General features: G+C 62.5%; 16 protein-coding genes. 5 read left to right on the top strand and 11 right to left on the bottom strand.

The features are described 5' to 3' along the window. Positions 1-9 precede the first annotated feature (9 nt). The 6 genes from ACVCMB_RS08990 to ACVCMB_RS08965 are packed head-to-tail and all read right to left on the bottom strand — an operon-like array spanning position 10 to position 9,391. The gene (locus tag ACVCMB_RS08990) at positions 10-1,878 is read right to left on the bottom strand and encodes a site-specific DNA-methyltransferase (protein ID WP_447106706.1); all 1,869 of its coding nucleotides are present in this window, start codon (positions 1,876-1,878) and stop codon (positions 10-12) included. A gap of 17 nt (positions 1,879-1,895) precedes the next feature. Further along, positions 1,896-3,305 (bottom strand): DUF2130 domain-containing protein, encoded by a 1,410-nt coding sequence (locus ACVCMB_RS08985; protein ID WP_447106705.1) that lies wholly within the window; start codon positions 3,303-3,305, stop codon positions 1,896-1,898. 2 nt (positions 3,306-3,307) lie between these two features. After that, positions 3,308-5,188, bottom strand: a complete 1,881-nt coding sequence (locus ACVCMB_RS08980) for an ATP-dependent nuclease (RefSeq protein ID WP_447106704.1) — start codon at positions 5,186-5,188, stop codon at positions 3,308-3,310. After that, a complete protein-coding gene (locus ACVCMB_RS08975; protein ID WP_447106703.1) occupies positions 5,185-5,895 on the bottom strand; it encodes a DUF4391 domain-containing protein in 711 nt (236 codons plus the stop codon). Before ACVCMB_RS08975 ends, ACVCMB_RS08980 begins: the two co-directional genes overlap by 4 nt. Further along, complete coding sequence (locus tag ACVCMB_RS08970; protein ID WP_447106702.1) at positions 5,892-9,182, bottom strand: SNF2-related protein; 3,291 nt, start codon at positions 9,180-9,182, stop codon at positions 5,892-5,894. Before ACVCMB_RS08970 ends, ACVCMB_RS08975 begins: the two co-directional genes overlap by 4 nt. Continuing rightward, complete coding sequence (locus ACVCMB_RS08965) at positions 9,182-9,391, bottom strand: helix-turn-helix domain-containing protein (protein ID WP_447106701.1); 210 nt, start codon at positions 9,389-9,391, stop codon at positions 9,182-9,184. The genes ACVCMB_RS08970 and ACVCMB_RS08965 overlap by 1 nt, the downstream gene beginning before the upstream one ends. Before the next feature lie 282 nt (positions 9,392-9,673). On the opposite strand from ACVCMB_RS08965, the gene ACVCMB_RS08960 reads away from it, so the two are divergent. From ACVCMB_RS08960 to ACVCMB_RS08945, 4 genes are all read left to right on the top strand, one after another. Continuing rightward, entirely contained in the window at positions 9,674-10,273 is a 600-nt protein-coding gene (locus tag ACVCMB_RS08960; protein ID WP_395120150.1) for an anthranilate synthase component II, read from the top strand. Beyond that, positions 10,270-11,319: an anthranilate phosphoribosyltransferase gene (trpD, locus tag ACVCMB_RS08955; protein ID WP_447106700.1), complete on the top strand. Its 1,050-nt coding sequence runs from the start codon at positions 10,270-10,272 to the stop codon at positions 11,317-11,319. Before ACVCMB_RS08960 ends, trpD begins: the two co-directional genes overlap by 4 nt. Before the next feature lie 70 nt (positions 11,320-11,389). After that, entirely contained in the window at positions 11,390-12,184 is a 795-nt protein-coding gene (trpC, locus tag ACVCMB_RS08950) for an indole-3-glycerol phosphate synthase TrpC (protein WP_395120148.1), read from the top strand. Continuing rightward, the gene (locus ACVCMB_RS08945) at positions 12,181-12,897 is read left to right on the top strand and encodes an HAD family hydrolase (RefSeq protein WP_447106699.1); all 717 of its coding nucleotides are present in this window, start codon (positions 12,181-12,183) and stop codon (positions 12,895-12,897) included. Before trpC ends, ACVCMB_RS08945 begins: the two co-directional genes overlap by 4 nt. A gap of 198 nt (positions 12,898-13,095) precedes the next feature. On the opposite strand, the gene ACVCMB_RS08940 is transcribed toward ACVCMB_RS08945, so the two are convergent. After that, positions 13,096-13,833 (bottom strand): sulfite exporter TauE/SafE family protein, encoded by a 738-nt coding sequence (locus ACVCMB_RS08940; protein ID WP_395120146.1) that lies wholly within the window; start codon positions 13,831-13,833, stop codon positions 13,096-13,098. A gap of 94 nt (positions 13,834-13,927) precedes the next feature. Next, a complete protein-coding gene (gene crp / locus ACVCMB_RS08935) occupies positions 13,928-14,542 on the bottom strand; it encodes a cAMP-activated global transcriptional regulator CRP (protein ID WP_395136028.1) in 615 nt (204 codons plus the stop codon). Positions 14,543-14,914: 372 nt separating this feature from the next. Here crp and speD point away from each other — a divergent pair, with 372 nt between their 5' ends. Continuing rightward, positions 14,915-15,700: an adenosylmethionine decarboxylase gene (gene speD / locus ACVCMB_RS08930; protein WP_136258246.1), complete on the top strand. Its 786-nt coding sequence runs from the start codon at positions 14,915-14,917 to the stop codon at positions 15,698-15,700. Between the two features lie 211 nt (positions 15,701-15,911). Here the strand turns inward: speD and ACVCMB_RS08925 are convergent, their stop codons facing one another. From ACVCMB_RS08925 to metF, 3 genes are all read right to left on the bottom strand, one after another. Beyond that, a complete protein-coding gene (locus ACVCMB_RS08925; protein WP_447106698.1) occupies positions 15,912-16,829 on the bottom strand; it encodes a branched-chain amino acid transaminase in 918 nt (305 codons plus the stop codon). Positions 16,830-16,883: 54 nt separating this feature from the next. Then, positions 16,884-17,483, bottom strand: a complete 600-nt coding sequence (locus tag ACVCMB_RS08920; RefSeq protein WP_447110594.1) for a DUF4124 domain-containing protein — start codon at positions 17,481-17,483, stop codon at positions 16,884-16,886. 130 nt (positions 17,484-17,613) lie between these two features. Continuing rightward, positions 17,614-18,438 (bottom strand): methylenetetrahydrofolate reductase [NAD(P)H], encoded by an 825-nt coding sequence (gene metF / locus ACVCMB_RS08915; RefSeq protein WP_395120143.1) that lies wholly within the window; start codon positions 18,436-18,438, stop codon positions 17,614-17,616. Positions 18,439-18,484 lie beyond the last annotated feature (46 nt).

The following is an 18,484-nucleotide window of genomic DNA, read 5'->3' as shown; positions in this document are numbered from 1 at the left end:
GACACCACCTCACAGGCACTTCACTTCGGTGGTGGGCGACAGCAGCTTGAAGATCTGTTCGATATTGATCTTCACCGTGCTGTCCTTGAAGCAGGCATCCCGGAACACGGCGCGCAGCGGCTGATGCGCGGCCAGCTCCTTGGCAAAGGCGTCGTCGATGCCGTCGTGCGTGTCGAAGCAAGCAGCCAGCGCGTTGCCGTCCACGAAGTACACGTTCTTGCCTTGGATTGCCTTCTTTTCGATGGGCAGAGCCAGGTCCACACCCCAGTCCAGCATCACCTGGAACAGCAGGTCGAAGGCCGTGCGGTCGGGCTTGATGTTGTCCACTGCTCCCAGTAAGTCGGCCTGACTCACGGTGTCCGGTGTGTAGTACACATTGGCCATGTTGGAGGTCTCAATCTTGAGAACTCGGAAGCCGACGTCCGTCTGGGGGCTGTCTTCGCTGATTTTCTTGCCTGCGCGGCGAATGCGCTCCTTGCTAACGTCTGCGATGGTCTTGTAGCCGGCTTTGAACGCCTCTGAATCCTTGGCACAGGCTTCTGGTAGCTGCGCCATGATGAAGCGGCGGGTGCCACCGTCCTCTGCGTTCTTCTTCATTACGGCATGAGCGGTGGTCGAGGCGCCTGCGAAGAAATCGAGAATGATCGCATCCGGCGATGATCCGAGCTCGACAACGTGCTCAAGCAACCCAGTGGGCTTGGGATTCTCGAAGAGGGTCGAGTTACCGAAAATTTCGCCCATTTCGTTTGATCCCGAAGTGTTGAATGGAGCGAAGTCCCAGAGGGATGTCCATGTCGTGCCTTCCTTCACGTCCGAAAGGAATCGCTTCAGTTTTGGCGCTTGTTTGCCGTCCTTGCCGAAGTAGATCGCATCTTCGGAGATTAGGCGCTCAATTTTCGATAGGTTAAATCGCCAGTTCCCATTGTTTGGCGGGTAGAACTGTTCACCGGTATTTGGGTTTTTAATCGGGTAGTGCAGAGCAGCGGTATAGCGGCCTCCCTTCACGTTGCCGGTAAGATCACCAGCTACCCATGGCCCCTTGGGGTGATTGTCTGGGTTCTTGTAACGATCGATCTGATCCTGTGACCTTGGCCGAAGGTTTATCCCCGAAAGACTATTCTTGACGTACAACAAGATGTAGTCGTGCTGGGCGCCAATGACCTTATCGTTGGGCGGTGTGTTGCGCTTCTTCCAGATGATCTGTGCGGCGAATTGCTCCTCGCCGAAGACTTCATCGCAAATTTTTCGGAGATTTGAGACCTCGCCATCGTCAATGGAAGCAAGAAAGATTCCATCGTCGGTCAAGAGGCTCTTTGCGAGACGAATGCGCGCGTACATCATCGAAAGCCAGTCGGAATGAAACCTGCCATTCGATTCCGGGTTTGCTACAAGCTTTTCGCCCGTCGTGCTTGTTTGGAGTGACTTGACGAGAAACGATTCCGCGTCTTCTGCGAAGTCGTCGTCGTAAACGAAGTCACGCCCCGTGTTGTATGGGGGGTCGATATAGATCATCTTGACCTTGCCCAGATACGTCTCCTGCAGCAGCTTGAGTGCCTCCAGGTTGTCGCCTTCGATGAACAGGTTCTTAGTGGTGTCAAAGTCCACGCTCTCCTCGCGGCAAGGCCGCAAGGTCTTGGCGATCGGCGCATTCGCCGTCAGCAGCGCCTCGCGCTTGCCCGGCCAGTTGAGCTGATAACGCTCCTGCGGCCCTTCCACCAACGATTCGGACAAGGCCTGCCTGAGCTGGTCAAAATCCACCGCTAGCCGCACGCCGCCATCCGCGCCCTTGGCCTCGGTCACGCAGTCCGGGAACAACTCGCGTATCCGTGCGACGTTGTCTTGGGTGAGATCGGGCGAGTGCATCTTCAGTTTTTCCATCTTGTACTTCCTTGGATTCATTCTTTGTCAGAAGAATCTTGATCATTGAGTTCGGCAAACTTCGCCGCCATCGTCGGGTTGCCCCGAGTCAATTTCTTGATCGTCAGATCCTCGGCCTTGTCGTTCGCGAGCCGCAGATTGTTCGCCGACTTGTAGAGCGCATCCTTCGTTTTCTCCAGGTCTTTGATTGCCTCGTCGATCCGCTTGATAGCCTCCTCGAAGCCATCGGAGGCAAGGCGCCAGTTCCGCCCAAACGTCGTCTTGAAGTCGTCTAACTGCGTCTCGAATCGGGTGATGTCGAGGTTCTGTGCCCTGACGAGGGCGAGTTCCGACCTGTAGGCCAAGGACTTCATCGCTGCGTTGCGCAGCAGCGTGATGATGGTGATGAAGAATTGCGGCCGGACGACATACATTTTCGGGTGGCGATGGAACACATCGACGATCCCGGTGTTGTAAAGCTCGCTCTCGGGTTCAAGCAAGGAGACCAGGACGGCATATTCGCAGCCCTTTTCCGTACGATCCTTATCGAGTTCTTTCAGGAAATCTTCGTTCTTCTTCTTGCTGGCGGTCGCGTCGTTCTCGTTCTTCATCTCGAACATGATGGATACGATCTCGGTGCCGTCTTCTGCCAGATCACGGAAGATGAAGTCACCCTTGCTACCGCTCCGCGCGTCGTTGTCTTTCTCGAAGTAGGCGTGCGGGAAGGCGGTGGCGCGGATGCGGTTGAACTCGGTTTCGCAGTGCTGCTCCAGGCTTTCGCCGATCATCTTGGTCGACAGCTTGGCTTTCATGTCCTTGAGTCGCTCAATGGTGTCTTCGCGATCCTTGAGCTGGGTCTCGTACTTTTCCTTCAGGGACTTCTCGGCCAAATCCTTTTCCAGCGCTGCAAGCTCCAGGCTACTTTTCAGCGCGTTACGCTCCTCCTCGACGACATTGACCGCCTTGGTAACCGCAAGCTGTTGGACAACCTCACTGGCGTCGAGCTTGGCCTGTAGCGCCTGAATTTCGGTGTCTTTCGCAGCGGCGGCTCTCTGAACGTCGTTTGCCCGCGTCACTTCGGCCAGCTTGGCCGCAGACTCCAGATCACGCCTGGCTTGCACCAGTTCGTTGGCGAGCTGGTTGCGTTCTGTCTCGACCGGGCTCAGAGCTTCGGTCACAGCAAGCTTGCGCGAAGCCTCACCGGCATCCAGCCTGGCCTTTAGTTCATTGATCTCGGCGTCCTTGGCCGAAGCTTCTTTCTGCAGTTCACCGGCGAGCTTGGTCTCGGCAAGCTCGATCGCGTTACGTTTGTCTTGCGCGGCCAGCTCCAGCCGCTCATGCAGCTGCTTGTCGAATTCCTTGTCGCGAACCTGCTTGAGGATGTCCGCGTAGCGGGTTTCGTCGATCTTAAATGCCGTGCCGCAGTGCGGGCAGATGATTTCATGCATGGCTACTCACCCTTTGCCTTGGCCAAGATTTGCAACAGCATTTCAGGCACCACACCTTCAGCCTTGAGCGTCGCTGTGCGGTATGCGAGTTGATTCTTGGAAAGCTTTATGCCCGTATCGGTCTCCACGCTTTCGCAAGCGGCAAGCCATTCTTTCCAGTTCTCGGAGAGAAACGCCTCAAGGTGATCCTCAAAGATTGCGGCCTTTTTGGAAGCAACGGCAGACGGAAAATCCTCTTCATGCATGCCGAAGTATCGCAGCAGTTTGCGGTTCTCCGTCGCATGGTTACTCCGCTCTTTATCGATATCTTCTTGCTTCTTGTTCTTTGCCTTGGCGCGTGCCTCAAATCCGCCGTCCGCATCGAAAAGCGCGTAAACAGGTACGCCAATCGAGGTCAGGATCGCATGTGCGAGCGGTATTGACGTTTTAGATCCTACGGGAACAATCGAGATGCCTGTCGCCTCAAGCGAGCCAGGAGAAAGCCTATCGCCGATACCGTAGAAAACGGATAACTCTGTCGGGCCCTCCACAAGGAAAGCCCGGTTGGCGAAGAGTGCTATGGCGAGTTGGTCGGCAACGTTATGGTCAAGTCGACGATCTACTACATCACCGTCTACTACTCCCTGTAGCGTCGCCTTGACGTGGGCAACCGTTGCGTAGTGAACAGAAACTACCGGAGTTGCGTCTGCCGATCTCGTCAGCCGTCGGATTTGATCGAAATGGCGAGCCTCCAGGAAGAAAGGGCTATGCGTTGCATAAGTCACTTGGATGCGTTTGGCAGTGTCTTCGGCAAGCGACCTGAGTACCTTTGCAAAGGTTTGCGCTTGGATCGGATGCTGAAAAAGTTCCGGCTCCTCAATCGCCAGGCAAATGACTCCCTCGGTTGAAGCTGCGCCTGACTGTGCCAAGAGTTGGAGCGCCGAGATCAGAATCGTGCGCTGAAAGCCATGCCCCTGTCGTTCGACGGTGGTCTCGGTCGTCCCATCGAGCACTGCCACCTCGAACGTGGTCCGGGGCGCCTTGAGTTCCACTTCTGCCGGAGCAACCGTGACGGCCCGACCCGGCGAGTAAGACGTGACGACCTCGTTCAGTTGCGTGGTGATGGACTCAAGCTGTTCCTTGAACTTTTCTTCGTAGACTTGCTGCTGCTTAGCGCGCGAATCCTCGACAATTTTCGCGATTTCCACATCGGCAGCGGCACGATCAATTGAACGTTCAAGAATTCGGCCAATGATGCTCGACTTGCCGTCTATCGACTCCTCGCTCGCGCGAAGATCGGCAGTGACCATGACGAAGTCGAAGAGGCCACTCATCTTGCCGCCGCTGTTGAAGCCGAAGAAATTGGTTTGAAGCGCTTCGGGAGCATCGACAAGTTGATCTGTGTGAGCAGCTTCCCATGCCGTCATCGCCTGTTCAACGGCTGCGCCGGAATTGGCTGCTTGGAGATTCAAGTCTGATCGGCTGCGTCGGAGCTCCGCGTAAAGATCCTTCTTCGCGGTCGCGCCGCCTGCCGCTTTAATTGCGTTGAAATCGGGGAAGCCCTTTGCATTGGCGGAGAGCACATCAGGGCCATCAGGTGATCGGCGCTTCCAGGCGGTGAACGTGGTGACCCCTTCCGGCGCGTACTTGCCAAGTGCCTCGCGGTCCTTTTCGGTGAGGCCTGCAAATGTAACTTGGACTTCGATGTCTTCGTCGGTCGCCCCAAAAGAGCAATCTTTCTCCGTCAGCGAACCCGGCTTGCCGTTGAAGAACCAGTCGAGCGCACGAAGTACGGTGGACTTTCCAGCACCGTTCGGGCCGATGAATGTCGTAACGGAGTCGAAGGGGATCGTCACGTTTTTCAACGTGCGGAAGTTCTTGATACTAACGGATTGGATTTTCATTCCAGTTTCGACTCCCTTGACCTTTCATCCGAGGCGCTGAGCTCGTCCAGATCATTTTTCAGACTTCGGAATTGAGCATTGATCTCAACTTTGCGATTGAACTGTTTCTCCATCGCGAGACGTGAGACTGCCTTGTCCATCTCTTTCCGCAGCATACGCACCTTGCTCGCGCGTTCGACCAGATCGAACAACGACTCTTTCGGGCGGTGGGTCAGGGGGAGCAGCGCATGCAGCAACTGCTCGTACAGCCCGGCCAGATTCAGCGCGACCGGCAGGGCGGCGCGTGGGCTCTCCGCGGCAATCCAATCGGTAGCGAAATAGTCCGAGCATACCCAGCGGCTGGCCTCGGCTTCGCTGGGGCGCTTGTAGCAGGCGACAACCTGAAGACGATCCTCGCCATGCAGCTCGAACAGGAGCGGAAACGGAATGGCCTTGTCGATGCACCGCAGGATGTCGTGGTGAAGCTCTGACGCCCTGAGCCGCACGCTGAAGACCTGGATCTCCGGTGCGCCGGGTGAAGCGGACAAATTGGTGGTTTCAGGTGCCAGCTTGTATTGCCACACGATCTGTTCGACCTGTTCGGCGAACAGGCCTTTGATACGGGCGCCGGCTGTGCCGTGTTCGTAAAGTTTGGCCTTGGGGACGACGCGCCCGAAAGCGGCCTTGCCGGGATAGGCGAACAGGGCTGTACGTACGTGCCGGGTCATGCCGCTTCCAGCACGACGAGGAAGGCAATCAGCTCGAAGTCGTCCAACCCGGCGATGGTTTGGGTTAGTGCGGTGGTCTTGCCCCCGGAGAACAAGCTGTCGATGTCCCTTTCTTCCTTCACCTCGACCATCGTGCGAATGGCTTTGCCCAAGAGGTCGGAATAAGCCTGCATGTTGCGGCCGTCCGCCGTTTCCCGGTTGAACTGGTCGCACAGTGAGAGGAAAGGTTCGTCATGCCCCTTGCAGCAGGTGCGGGCTAGGTCGAGCAGACGCTTCACTTCGGTCTGGTCGTGAACGACGTTGCCGTCGCGGCCGATATAGATCAGGTAGTACGGGTGCAGGCGGTTGTGCTGAGGCTGGTTGGCTGTCGGGTTAATGCCCGCGTTGCGATTGCGCAGGGTGAAGAGCACGCCGGGCGGCAGGCCGAGTTCGGCGTGGGCGGGTACGACGGCATGCAGGCCATTGGGGGCGTTCTTCAGCTCGCCGTGGGCCTTGACGTAGTTCAAGAGATCCATGCGGAAATCGTTGAGACCGAGGTCGGTGATCGACACGCCGGCCTTCACGTCTTCCAGTTCGATCACTTCCTCCTGAAGGCGCCTGAGTTGCTCCTTGCGGTAGGCCACGTCATTGGCTTGGGCCGAGAGCACGTTGTCGTCGCCGGTGGCGGTGACGTCGACGATGGTCATGCGGCTTTCCACGCGCTCCTTGAGGTTGATGTACTCGTCCAGCGAGATGTCAGGCCAGTAGTTCGCCAGCTGGATGCTGCTGTTCGGCGACCCGATGCGGTCGATGCGGCCGAAGCGCTGGATGATGCGCACCGGATTCCAGTGGATGTCGTAGTTGACGAGGTAGTCGCAGTCCTGCAGGTTCTGGCCTTCGGAGATACAGTCGGTGCCGATCAGCAAGTCGATTTCAGCCGGCTCCTGTGGCAGCACGATGGCTTTTTCCTTGGACCGTGGCGAGAACAGCGTCAACAGCTCCTGGAAGTCGTAGCGGGTAGCGAGGGTGGATTGAGGCCGGGAACTGCCGGTGACCTTGGCACTGTGCAACCGCCCCTTGGCCCAAAGCTCCGGTGCCAGGTTGGTGTAGAGGTAGTTGGCGGTATCGGCGAAAGCGGTGAAGACCAGCGCCTTCTTGTTGCCCGGGTTGATTGGGTGGGCGATCTTTTCGTGCAGCAGGGCCTTCAGGTGTTGCAGCTTGGCGTCGTCCGCAGGTGTGATTTTTTCCATTTCCGCGAACAGCATGGCGATCACGTCGAGGTCGCGTTGCAGATCGAACTGCCAGCGCGGGAGATCCATGTCGGCCAAGTCGATCTTGACCTTGCCGCCCACGTTGAAATCGCTGCTACCTTCGTCCAGCCAGTCGTCTTCGTCCGCGTCGAGGTTTTCCAGCGCAGCTGTGTGATCGCCCACGCTGCCCTTGCCGCCGTTGGTATCGAAAGCTTCGACCTTGCCCAGTGTGTGCTGGTGGTTGTCTTGCAACATCTTCAAGGTCAGCCGGAAGGCAGCGACCGAGCTTTCCAGGCGCTTGAGCAGGTTGACCGTGAGCAATTTTTTCAGGCTTTGTTCGCGATCTATCTGCCGCAGTGCGCCGCCGCCACTCGATACCTGGGTGTCGTACATCTCCTCGTACTTCTTGATGCGGCTGGGCAGGATGTAGCTCAGTGGTGCGTAGATCGCGAGGTTGAGTTTGGCAAGTTGCTCGAAAATCTCGTTAAAGCTCATGACGTCGGTCCGCGTGGTCAGCGGGCAGCGAAACGACAACGGCTTGCGGCGTTCCGGGAAGGGGCCGATGTCACGGGTGTCGTAGAACGTCTGGATATGCTTGCGTGAGCGGGCGATGGTGACGCTATCCAGCAGCTCGAAGAAATCGAAGTCCAGTGCGTCGAGGATAGCGCGGGGCGTGCGCTGCTCCAGCGGCAGCAGCGACCAGGCGTTGAAAGCCCTCTGCGCGTTTCGGAACACTTCTTCGACCGACTTGCTGGTGCGCAGCTTCTTGTTGAGGTTTTCCGAGTCACCTTCGTACGCCAGCGCGAGCTGGTTGCGCAGGTCGTTGAAACGGTTGTTGACGGGGGTGGCCGAGAGCATCAGCACCTTGGTCTTGACGCCCTCGCGCATCACCTTGCGCATCAGCTTCTGGTAGCGGGTTTCGCGCTCCTTCACCGCATCGTTGTTGCGGAAGTTGTGCGACTCGTCGATCACCACCAGGTCGTAGTTGCCCCAATTGATGCGATTGAGTGGTGTGCCGAAGGATTCGCCGCTGGTGCGAGAAAGGTCGGTATGGCACAGCACGTCGTAGCTGAAGCGATCCTTGGCGAACAGGTTGGTCTTCAGGTTGCGGTTGTAGTTGAGCCAGTTGTCCGCAAGCTTTTTGGGGCAGAGCACAAGCACTGACTTGTTGCGCAGCTCGTAGTACTTGATGACTGCCAGCGCAGTGAATGTCTTGCCTAGGCCAACACTGTCGGCGAGGATGCAGCCGCTGTAGGTCTCCAGCTTGTTGATGATGCCGATGGCGGCGTCGCGCTGGTAGTTGAAGAGCTTGTTCCAGACCAGCGTGTCTTGGTAACCCGTGCGGTCATTGGGTAACGCGTCTTCGTCGAGGTCGTCGAGGAACTCGTTGAAGATGTTGTAGAGCATCAGGAAGTAGACACTCTCCGGCGAGTTCTCCTGATACACAGAAGCGATGTGCTGGCAGATTTGCGTAGTGACGTCTTCGAGTTTTTCGGAGTCGTTCCAGATTTGCTCGAACAGGTTCAGATACGTTGCCGTGGAGGCGTGGTCGTCCAACTTGTTGATGAGGTTGGAGACGGCGTTGCCGTTTTGGTAGCCGAGATCGACGGCAGTGAAGCCATGCAGCGGCATATATGCCGTGGCCCCCTTTGGGGCCTCAACACCGGCAAACTGCTGCATGGGTGCCTTACTTCGGTTGCTGCGGAACTGCGCCTTGCGGCGCAGCCAGTCAGCACATTCGCGGGCAATGGCGCGCTGGGTGAGCTTGTTGCGCAGCTGTATTTCGAACTCGCTGCCATAGAGGCTGCGCTCCCTGTCCAATTTGGGGATGTGGAATTCGCGCCGCTCGCGCTTCACCTGATCGGTGACTTCGTCGGCCACAAACGTGGGAGAAGTGAAGATGAAGCGTAGCTCCTCGATCTTCTCCAGCTCGACCTTCAGCGCCTCGTAGGCATACATTGAGAAGCAGGAAGCGGCGATCTTGAGCTTGGCTCCCGGCTTGAGCGTCTGCTTGAGGTCGTCGCCGAAGAGGTGATTGATGTTGTCGAGGATTTCCATCAGCGGCGTCCCTTGCCTGTCGTCTTGTGCTGGTTGCTGTTGGCGTCAATCCAGCGCTCCAGCTCGGAGCGTCGGAAGCGCCAGGTGCCCCCGAGCTTGAAGGCCGGGATATCGCCGTTCTGGGCAAAGCGATAGACCGTCCGCTTGCCAGCCTTGAGATAGGCGGCAACTTCGTCGAGCGTGAGGATTTCCCCGTCGGAACCGGTCATGTTTGGCTTCGCCCCCTGTCGGCTATAGCTGGCCAAGTCTAGCCAATTCTTGCGGGCACTGGGCATGGTAAGGCCACACGCCACGGCGGGCTCTTGTATGGTCACAAGTGCATAAGCGCATCCGTGCCGCTCGTTTGGTAGTCGTGGGATACGTGCCAAAATGCCGGCTCGATGCCGATTGGCCGTCTACATGGGTATCCAACGAAATTGCGGGTATCCATGCGGGTATCAAGATGATGATTCCTATATGTGCTTTAGTAAAAACAAATAGATAGGTCTTTTATGTTGCTTATGATCGACAACTACGACAGCTTCACCTTCAACCTCGTGCAGTACCTGGGCGAGCTGGGCCAGGAGGTGAGGGTGGTGCGCAACGATGCGCTCACCGTGGCCGGCATCCGCGCGCTGAAGCCCTCGCACATCATGATTTCCCCGGGGCCGGGCACGCCGGACGATGCGGGCGTGTCGCTGGACGTGCTGCGCGAGCTGGCCGGGGAGATCCCGGTGTTCGGGGTATGCCTGGGCCACCAGGCGATCGGCCAGGCGTTCGGCGGCAAGGTGATTCGCGCGAAGAAGATCATGCACGGCAAGACCTCGCCGATGATCCATCGCGGCCAGGGCGTGTTCGCCGGCCTGCCCAATCCGTTCGAGGCCACGCGCTACCACTCGCTGGTGGTGGAGCAGGCCTCGCTGCCGGATTGCCTGGAAGTCACCGCGTGGACGGAAAACCCGGACGGCTCGATCGACGAGATCATGGGCCTGCGCCACAGGACGCTGCCGGTGGAGGGCGTGCAGTTCCATCCCGAATCGATCCTGACCCGGCACGGCCATGACCTGCTGGCCAACTTCCTCGGCCTGCCGCGACGGAAGCTGGCGGCATGAGCGTGGTCGGCATCACGCCGCAGGAAGCCCTGCAGCGCACGATCGAGCACCGCGAGATCTTCCACGACGAGATGATCTCGCTGATGCGCCAGATCATGCGCGGCGAGGTGAGCCCGCTGATGACCGCGGCAATCATCACCGGCCTGCGCGTGAAGAAGGAAACCGTGGGCGAAATCACCGGTGCGGCGCGGGTGATGCGCGAGCTGGCCGCGCCGGTGCCGGTGACGGGCGACGATGCGCACCTGCTCGACATCGTCGGCACCGGCGGCGACGGCGCGTGCAGCTTCAACATTTCCACCGCGTCGATGTTCGTGGCGGCGGCCGCCGGCGCGCGCATCGCCAAGCATGGCGGGCGCAGCGTGTCGTCGAAGTCCGGCAGCGCCGACGTGCTGGAGGCACTGGGCGCGTCGATCGAACTGGCGCCGGCGCAGGTCGCCGCGTGCCTGGCCGAGACCGGCATCGGCTTCATGTTCGCGCCGAACCATCACCCGGCGATGAAGGTGGTGGCGCCGGTGCGGCGCGAGATGGGCGTGCGCACGCTGTTCAACATCCTCGGCCCGCTGACCAATCCGGCCGGCGCGCCGAACATCCTGATGGGCGTGTTCCACCCGGACCTGGTCGGCATCCAGATCCGCGTGCTGCAGGCGCTGGGCGCGCGCAGGGCGCTGGTGGTGTGGGGCCGCGACGGCATGGACGAGATTTCGCTGGGCGCGGCCACCATGGTCGGCGAACTGCGCGACGGCGTGGTGCACGAGTACGAGGTGGAGCCGGAGGATTTCGGCCTGGCGATGGCCTCCAGCCGCAACCTGCGGGTGGAGGACGCCGGCGAATCGAAGGCGATGCTGCTGGGTGCGCTGCACGGCGAACCCGGCGTGCCGCACGACATCGTGTGCCTGAACGCCGGCGCGGCCTTGTATGCTGCCGACGTGGTCGAGGACATCGGCGCCGGCATCGAACGCGCCCGTGCGGCGATCGCCAGCGGCGCCGCGCATGCGAAAATGCAGGCCTTCGTGGCCGCCACGCGGCGCCTGGCGGGAGTCCCGTAAACACGGTGCGGTTACACCACGCGTCGTGGCCGACTACGATGCACCCGTCACCCCACCCGAGCGAGATGCCATGACCGACATCCTCAATCGCATCCTGGCGCGCAAGGCCGAAGAAGTCGCCGAGCGCCGCAGCAAGGTCCCGCTGGCCGAGCTGAGCGCGCGCATCGCCGACCTGCCGGACACGCGCGGCTTCGCCGCTGCCATCGAGGCGAAGATCGAGGCTGGCTTGCCCGCGGTGATCGCCGAGGTGAAGAAGGCCAGCCCCAGCAAGGGCGTGATCCGCGCCGATTTCGATCCCGCCGCGATCGCGCGCAGCTACGAGAAGGCCGGCGCGGCCTGCCTGTCGGTGCTCACCGACGCCGATTTCTTCCAGGGCAGCGAGGCGTTCCTGCAGCAGGCGCGCAAGGCCTGTTCGCTGCCGCTGCTGCGCAAGGATTTCATCATCGACCCCTACCAGGTGCACGAGGCGCGCGCGATCGGCGCCGACTGCATCCTGCTGATCGTCTCCGCGCTGGACGACGACGAGCTGCTGCCGCTGGCGCTGCTCGCCGCCGAGCTCGACCTGGACGTGCTGTGCGAAGTGCACGACGAGGACGAGATGGAGCGCGCGCTGGCGCTGCCGGTGCCGCTGATCGGCGTCAACAACCGCAACCTGCGCAATTTCGAGACCGCGCTGGAAACCTCGCTGGCGCTGCAGGAACTGATCGAATACGACCGCGTGCTGGTTGCCGAATCCGGCATCCACACGCCCGAAGACGTGGCTCGCCTGCGCGCGGGCGGCGTGCAGGCGTTCCTGGTCGGCGAGGCGTTCATGCGCGCCGAGGACCCGGGCCGCGAACTGCGACGGTTGTTCGCCAACGCATGAGCGCTCCCGTCGAACCTGTCACGGCCGCGCCGGGGGATGACGCGGTCGCCGCGCCGTGCGAGAACACGCCGCGCGTGGTGCTGTTCGACTTCGATGGGGTGCTGATCCACGGCGATTCCTTCGCCCTGTTCGTGCGCAGCCGCTATGCCGGCTCGGCATGGCGCAAGGGCGTGGCCTTGCTGGCCTCGCCGTTGTTGCTGCTGACGTGGCCGCTGTCGCGGCGCCTGCCGCTGTACCTGCTGGTGCGGATCGCCTTGCTGGGCCTGCGTGAGCCGCGATACCGGGTGGCCGCCGATGCCTTCGCTGGCGTGCTGGCGCGACGCCCGAAGCAATTCTGCCGCGAGGGACTGAGCCGGCTGCGCCGGCATCAGGCGCAAGGCGATCGGGTGATCGTGGTGACCGGCTGCGAAGAGACACTGGCGACCGGCATCCTGCGCGAACTGGGGCTGGCCGGCGTGGAAGTGGTCGCCTCGCAACTGCGCCCCGGCTGGCTGGGCCTGCGCCCGCGCCGGCACAACGTGGGCCGGCGCAAGGTGCAGTCGCTGGCCGAGCACGGCGTCGCCGCGTGGCACGTGGCCTACGGCGATTCGATGCACGATGTGGCGATGCTCAGGCAGGCCACCGAGGCGGTGCTGGTCAACGGCACGCCGAAACTGTGCAAGAAGGTGGAGAAGGCGCTCGGCCGCACGCTGACCCGCGTGGAATGGTTCTGAACCACCTCGCGCCCAACCTCGCAAGAAACCGCAGGAGTCCGCTCGCGGGCGATGCCTTTGAGCCGGGATTCGGGATTCGGGATTCGCAAGAGCATCGCGCACAGGGGGCGCTCCTGCAGATGGCGAGGTAGGGCGCAGGGCGGGCAGTGCCGGCCGTATCCCGTTCCATCAGGCAAGAGCCGGCGGGCAGCGCCCGCCCTAACCCCGCAGCAGCTGCACCAGGCTGATCGCCACGATCAAGGTGCCCACCGCGGCCATCACCGCGCGTTCGGGCAGGTGGCGCACCAGCCAGGCGGCAAACGGCGCGGCCAGGACGCCGCCGGTGAGCAGGCCGAGCACGATCGGCCAGTGGCCGATGCCGACGTGCCACACCAGGGTGGCGGAGATCGACGCGGTCACCACGAACTCCGCCGCGTTGACCGAGCCGATCGTCCGGCGCACGCCACCGCCGCGGGCGATCAGCGTGCTGGTGGCCAGTGGCCCCCAGCCGCCGCCACCGATCGCGTCGAGCAGGCCGGCGAAGAAGCCAAGCACGCCGGTGTGCTGCACCCGGTGCCGGCTCAGCCGCTTGCCGAACGCGCGCAGCAGGACCATCGCGCCGAGAACCAGCAGGTAGGCGTTGATGAACGGGCGGATCGTCTCGCCGGGCACGCTGGCGAGGAAGGTGGCGCCGAGCACGCCGCCGATCGCCCCGGGTATCGCCAACTGCCAGAACAGCGGCCAGCGCACGTTGCCGAACCATGCGTGCGAGGCGCCGGAAGCGCAGGTGGTGGCGATCTCGGCGGTGTGCACGGTGGCGCTGGCGACCGCCGGCGGCAGCCCCAGCGCCAGCAGGATCGAATTGGATACCAGCCCGTAGGCCATGCCCAGCGCCCCGTCCACCACCTGGGCGAGCAGGCCGATGCCGACGAAGAGGAAGAACTGATCGAAATCCAAGCGCCGTCTCGCAGCCGGGGCGGGAGACCATGCTCGACTGGCGGCCGTAAAAACCCGGTTCAGGCGAACCGGTGGCGGTGCCGGCCGGGCGTGGTCAGCGGGTGCCGCGGATCACGATGGTCTTGCCGGAGACGTCGATCATGCGCTGCTCTTCGAGCTGCTTGAGCACGCGGCCGACCATCTCGCGCGAGCAGCCCACGATGCGGCTCACTTCCTGGCGCGAGATGCGGATCTGCGTGCCGTCCGGGTGGGTCATCGCGTCGGGCTCGTCGCACAGGTCGAGCAGGGTGCGCGAGATGCGGTTGGTGACGTCCATGAACGCCATGCGGCTGACCTGGCGCGAGGTGCGCAGCAGGCGATTGGTGAGTTGGGCACCGATCGCGAACAGGATCTTGGGGCACTCCTCGCGCAGCGGGCCTTCCATCAGCTGGAACAGCCGCTCGTAGCTGACCTCGGCCATCTCGCACGGCGTGCGCGAGCGCACCACCGACTCGCGCTGGGCCTGCTCCACGAACAGGCCCATCTCGCCGATGAACTGGCCGCGGCTGATGTAGGCGAGGATCAATTCGCGGCCCTGCTCGTCCTCGGTGCATACCGCCAGCGAACCCTCGACCACGTAGTACAGCGTGTTGGCCGGATCGCCGGGACGGATGATCGCGGTCTTGCCCGGGTAGCGCCGGCGGTGGCAGAGCGCCAGGAAGCGCTCCATCGAGGCGGGGTCGGGGGCGAAGCCCAGTGGGGCCTGCGAGCGTTCGAAGGCCTGTTGCAACTGGTATTTCAGGTGTGGGGCCACGTCGACTCCTCAGGTCAGGCAAGGTTCTGCGGCGCTTGTCGCCTCCGCGGCAAGCGTGACCGCAATCACGTCAGCTTGTCCCGCATTATGGCAAACATGCCGATTGGCTGCAGGTTCATTTCCTGACGCGTTTGCCGCATACTTCGCGGTCTTTCGACAGCGGCAACGTCGAGAGCATGCCACCAACCAAGGGTCGCAGGCACCAGCCTGTGCTTCACACCAATCGCGGGGACCCTTGTCGCTAACCCGCCTCTACAGCCGGCCGCCATGGCCCATGGAGAGTCGCTCGTGGTCAAACCGCTTCCCCGTCTTCGCCTGCAGGGTTTCAACAACCTGACCAAGGCGCTGAGTTTCAACATCTACGACATCTGCTATGCGGTGTCCGAAGAGCAGCGCCAGCGCTACATCGAATACATCGACGAGCAGTACGACGCCGACCGCCTGACCCAGATCCTCACCGACGTGGCCGAGATCATCGGCGCGAACATCCTCAACATCGCGCGCCAGGACTACGATCCGCAGGGCGCGTCGGTGACCATCCTCATTTCCGAGGAGCCGGTGGTGGAGAAGCTCGGCCGTGATTCGATCGCCGGCGCGGTGGTGGCGCACATGGACAAGAGCCACATCACCGTCCATACCTATCCGGAGACGCATCCGCACAACGGCATCGCCACCTTCCGCGCGGACATCGACGTGGCCACCTGCGGCGTGATCTCGCCGCTGAAGGCGCTGAACTACCTGATCGACAGCTTCGAGTCGGACATCGTGGTGTGCGACTACCGCGTGCGCGGCTTCACCCGCGACGTGAAGGGCAAGAAGCACTTCATCGACCACAAGATCAATTCGGTGCAGGACTACCTGGCGCGGCACATCCGGCAGAAGTACGAGATGTTCGACGTCAACGTGTACCAGGAGAACATGTTCCACACCAAGATGCACATCAAGGACTTCGACCTGGACACCTACCTGTTCGAGTCGCACGCGGACGACCTGTCGTTCAAGGAACGCCAGCGGATCGAGTCGCTGCTCCGGCGCGAGATCGAGGAACTGTTCCACGGCCGCAACCTGATGTGAACCAAGAAAACCCGCCGGAAGGCGGGTTTTTCGTATCAGGCCCGTGCGGGAATCCCGGCCGGAAATCCCTTCTCGCTTCGCCGGGTGAAAAGGAGGCGCGCAGCGCCGGAAAGCTACTGATTCAGGCGCAAAACTCCACTGCCGTCATTCCCGCGAAAGCGGGAATGACGAGCTTAAGTCAGTGCCATACGGGCTTGAGAGCGCTTCGCCGTCAGACCTGTTCCAGCCAGCCCCACTTGTCGTGGGTGCGGCCGTCGAACAGGCCGAAGAACAGCTCCTGCAGGCGCAGCGTGACGCGACCGGCCTTGCCGGCGCCGACCTGCTTGCCGTCGACCGAGCGGATCGGGGTGATCTCGGCGGCGGTGCCGCACATCAGCACCTCGTCGGCCAGGTACAGGTACTCGCGCGGGATGTTGCGCTCGACCACCTCGATGCCGTCCTCGCGGGCCAGCGTCTTGAGCGTGTCGCGGGTGATGCCGGCAAGGATCGAGGCGCTGGCCGGCGTGGTGTGCAGCACGCCGTCGAAGACCAGGAACAGGTTCTCGCCGGCGCCTTCGCTGAGCAGGCCGCTGGAGGAGAGCGCGATGCCTTCGCCGAAGCCGAGCCGGCGCGCCTCGCGCGCGATCAGCTGGCCGGAAAGATAATTGCCGCCGGCCTTGGCGCCGGCCGGGATGGTGTTCGGGGCGAAGCGCTGCCAGCTCGACACGCAGGCGTCGATGCCGTTCTGCAGCGCTTCCGGCCCGAGGTACGGGCCCATCGGCCAGGCGGCCACGGCCATGTCGATCGGCGTTTCGGCGGACAGGCCGAAGCCGCCCAGGCCGCGATACGCCACCGGGCGCAGGTAGGACGCACCGAGCCCGTTCTTGCGGATCACCTCGCGGCAGGCGGCGGCCAGCTCCTCGAACGAGTGCGGCAGCTGCATGTCGTAGATCTTGGCCGACAGGAACAGCCGGTTCAGGTGGTCGGTGAGGCGGAAGATCGCCGCGCCGTCGGGCGTGGCGTAACTGCGGATGCCTTCGAACACCGACGAACCGTAATGCAGCGCGTGCGACATCACGTGGGTAGTGGCTTCGGCCCACGGCTTGATGTGGCCGTTTTGCCAGATCCATTCGGGGTACTGCTGCGCCATGTTCGGTTCTCCATGAAGACTGCATATGATAGCGCGTCGCTGCGGGGGCGGCGTTTACGGCGCGTTGCGCAGCCACAGGCAGCCGGCCCGGCGCACGATGTCGAAACGCCACGTGGAACCCGCGCCGTCGGCGCCGGCGGTGTGCAGCACCAGTTGATCGGGCGCGGCGGTTGCCGCCGGAGCAGGGTCGCCGGCGAGGGGCGGCCAGTTGTCCGGCAACGCCGCGGCGGATGCCGCGGGAGCGGGCAGGTCGACCTGCAGCAGCGGTTGTTCCATCAGCGCGGTCAGCGCGCGGATGTCGGCAATCGCCGCACCGCGGCCGTAACCGTCCCACAGGATCAGCCCGCCCATGCGGACGCTGTCGCGCCGCGCGAACGCATCGATCACGCTCTGGCGCAGCTCCTCGATGTTGGCGGCACACAGCACCGGCGGCGGCCCGCTCGGCGCGGGGGTATCGGTGGGCGTCGCGGGGTTGAGCGGCGTGGCGCGCAGCGCGGCGCACGGCTGGTCGGTGAACACCGCGCCGCCGTTGGCGCCGATGCAACGATGGATCGGCGTCTGCGCCGCCGCGGGGGCGGTGCACGCAAGCAAGGCCAGGCTGAGCAGGGCGACCAGGCGCAACATCCGGTCAGCATAGCCGTCCCGCGGCGCCACGAACGACTTCCCGTTGGCGCATCACCATCGCAGTAGCCTGCTGGCGGGCGATGCTCTTGCTTGCAAATCACCGCCTCAAAGGCATCGCCCGCCAGCGGGCTCCTGCGGGAGGTTGTGCGCGGTGGTGGTTTCAGGCCAACTGCTGCAACACCGCCTGCGTGGCGCGGGCGCGGTTGAGCGTGTAGAAGTGCAGCCCCGGCGCGCCGCCGTCGAGCAGGCGACGGCACAGTTGCGCCACCACCTCGGCGCCGAGCTCACGCACCGCGTCCGCATCGTCGCCGTGGGCCTGCATGCGCTTGGCGATCCAGCGGGGGATTTCCGCGCCGCACATTTCCGAGAAGCGCCTGAGCTGGCTGTAGTTGGAGATCGGCATGATGCCCGGCACGATCGGCACGTTCACGCCAAGTTTGCGCACGTCGTCCACGAAGCGGAAATACGCATCCGGGTTGAAGAAATACTGGGTGATCGCGCCGTTGGCGCCGGCGTCGATCTTGGCCTTGAAGTGCATGAGGTCGCGCAGCGCGTCGTCGGCCTGCGGATGCGTCTCCGGGTAGGCCGCCACCTCGATGTGGAAATGGTCGCCGCAGTGCCGGCGGATGAAGGCCACCAGTTCGGCGGCGTAGCGGAAGTCGCCCGCCGTGGCCATGCCCGAGGGCATGTCGCCGCGCAACGCCACGATGCGCCGATAGCCCGCCGCGCGGTAGCCGTCGAGCAGCGCGGCGATCTCCGCCCGGGTGCCGCCCATGCACGACAGGTGCGGCGCCACGTTGAGCCCGTGCTGCGTATGCAGCCGCGCCACCGTGTCGCCGGTGTAGCTCAGCGTGGAACCGCCGGCGCCGAAGGTGACCGAGGCGTATTCGGGCTGGTGCGCCTTCAGCGCCTGCGCCGCGCGGTCGAGCTGCGCGCGCTGGTCGTCGGTCTTGGGCGGAAAGAATTCGAAGCTGATCGACGGCATCGCAAGGGTTCCGGGGTCACGGTGCCCGGCAGTATATATCTTCGAT

The sequence above is a fragment of the Rhodanobacter sp. UC4443_H10 genome, assembly GCF_052978325.1.
Note: the sequence above shows the minus strand (reverse complement) of the source record. Positions and strands in the feature narration are given on the sequence as shown.

Coding starts and splice junctions, on each gene's coding strand:
- ACVCMB_RS08965 (WP_447106701.1), bottom strand. CDS start 9,391: ATGACCGGTTCCGACGGGGAAATCCTCACGCTCGACGAAGTTGCCGCC.
- trpD (WP_447106700.1), top strand. CDS start 10,270: ATGAGCGTGGTCGGCATCACGCCGCAGGAAGCCCTGCAGCGCACGATC.
- ACVCMB_RS08975 (WP_447106703.1), bottom strand. CDS start 5,895: ATGACCCGGCACGTACGTACAGCCCTGTTCGCCTATCCCGGCAAGGCC.
- metF (WP_395120143.1), bottom strand. CDS start 18,438: ATGCCGTCGATCAGCTTCGAATTCTTTCCGCCCAAGACCGACGACCAG.
- ACVCMB_RS08960 (WP_395120150.1), top strand. CDS start 9,674: ATGTTGCTTATGATCGACAACTACGACAGCTTCACCTTCAACCTCGTG.
- ACVCMB_RS08990 (WP_447106706.1), bottom strand. CDS start 1,878: ATGGAAAAACTGAAGATGCACTCGCCCGATCTCACCCAAGACAACGTC.
- crp (WP_395136028.1), bottom strand. CDS start 14,542: ATGGAGCGCTTCCTGGCGCTCTGCCACCGCCGGCGCTACCCGGGCAAG.
- ACVCMB_RS08980 (WP_447106704.1), bottom strand. CDS start 5,188: ATGAAAATCCAATCCGTTAGTATCAAGAACTTCCGCACGTTGAAAAAC.
- ACVCMB_RS08985 (WP_447106705.1), bottom strand. CDS start 3,305: ATGCATGAAATCATCTGCCCGCACTGCGGCACGGCATTTAAGATCGAC.
- trpC (WP_395120148.1), top strand. CDS start 11,390: ATGACCGACATCCTCAATCGCATCCTGGCGCGCAAGGCCGAAGAAGTC.
- ACVCMB_RS08970 (WP_447106702.1), bottom strand. CDS start 9,182: ATGGAAATCCTCGACAACATCAATCACCTCTTCGGCGACGACCTCAAG.
- ACVCMB_RS08945 (WP_447106699.1), top strand. CDS start 12,181: ATGAGCGCTCCCGTCGAACCTGTCACGGCCGCGCCGGGGGATGACGCG.
- ACVCMB_RS08925 (WP_447106698.1), bottom strand. CDS start 16,829: ATGGCGCAGCAGTACCCCGAATGGATCTGGCAAAACGGCCACATCAAG.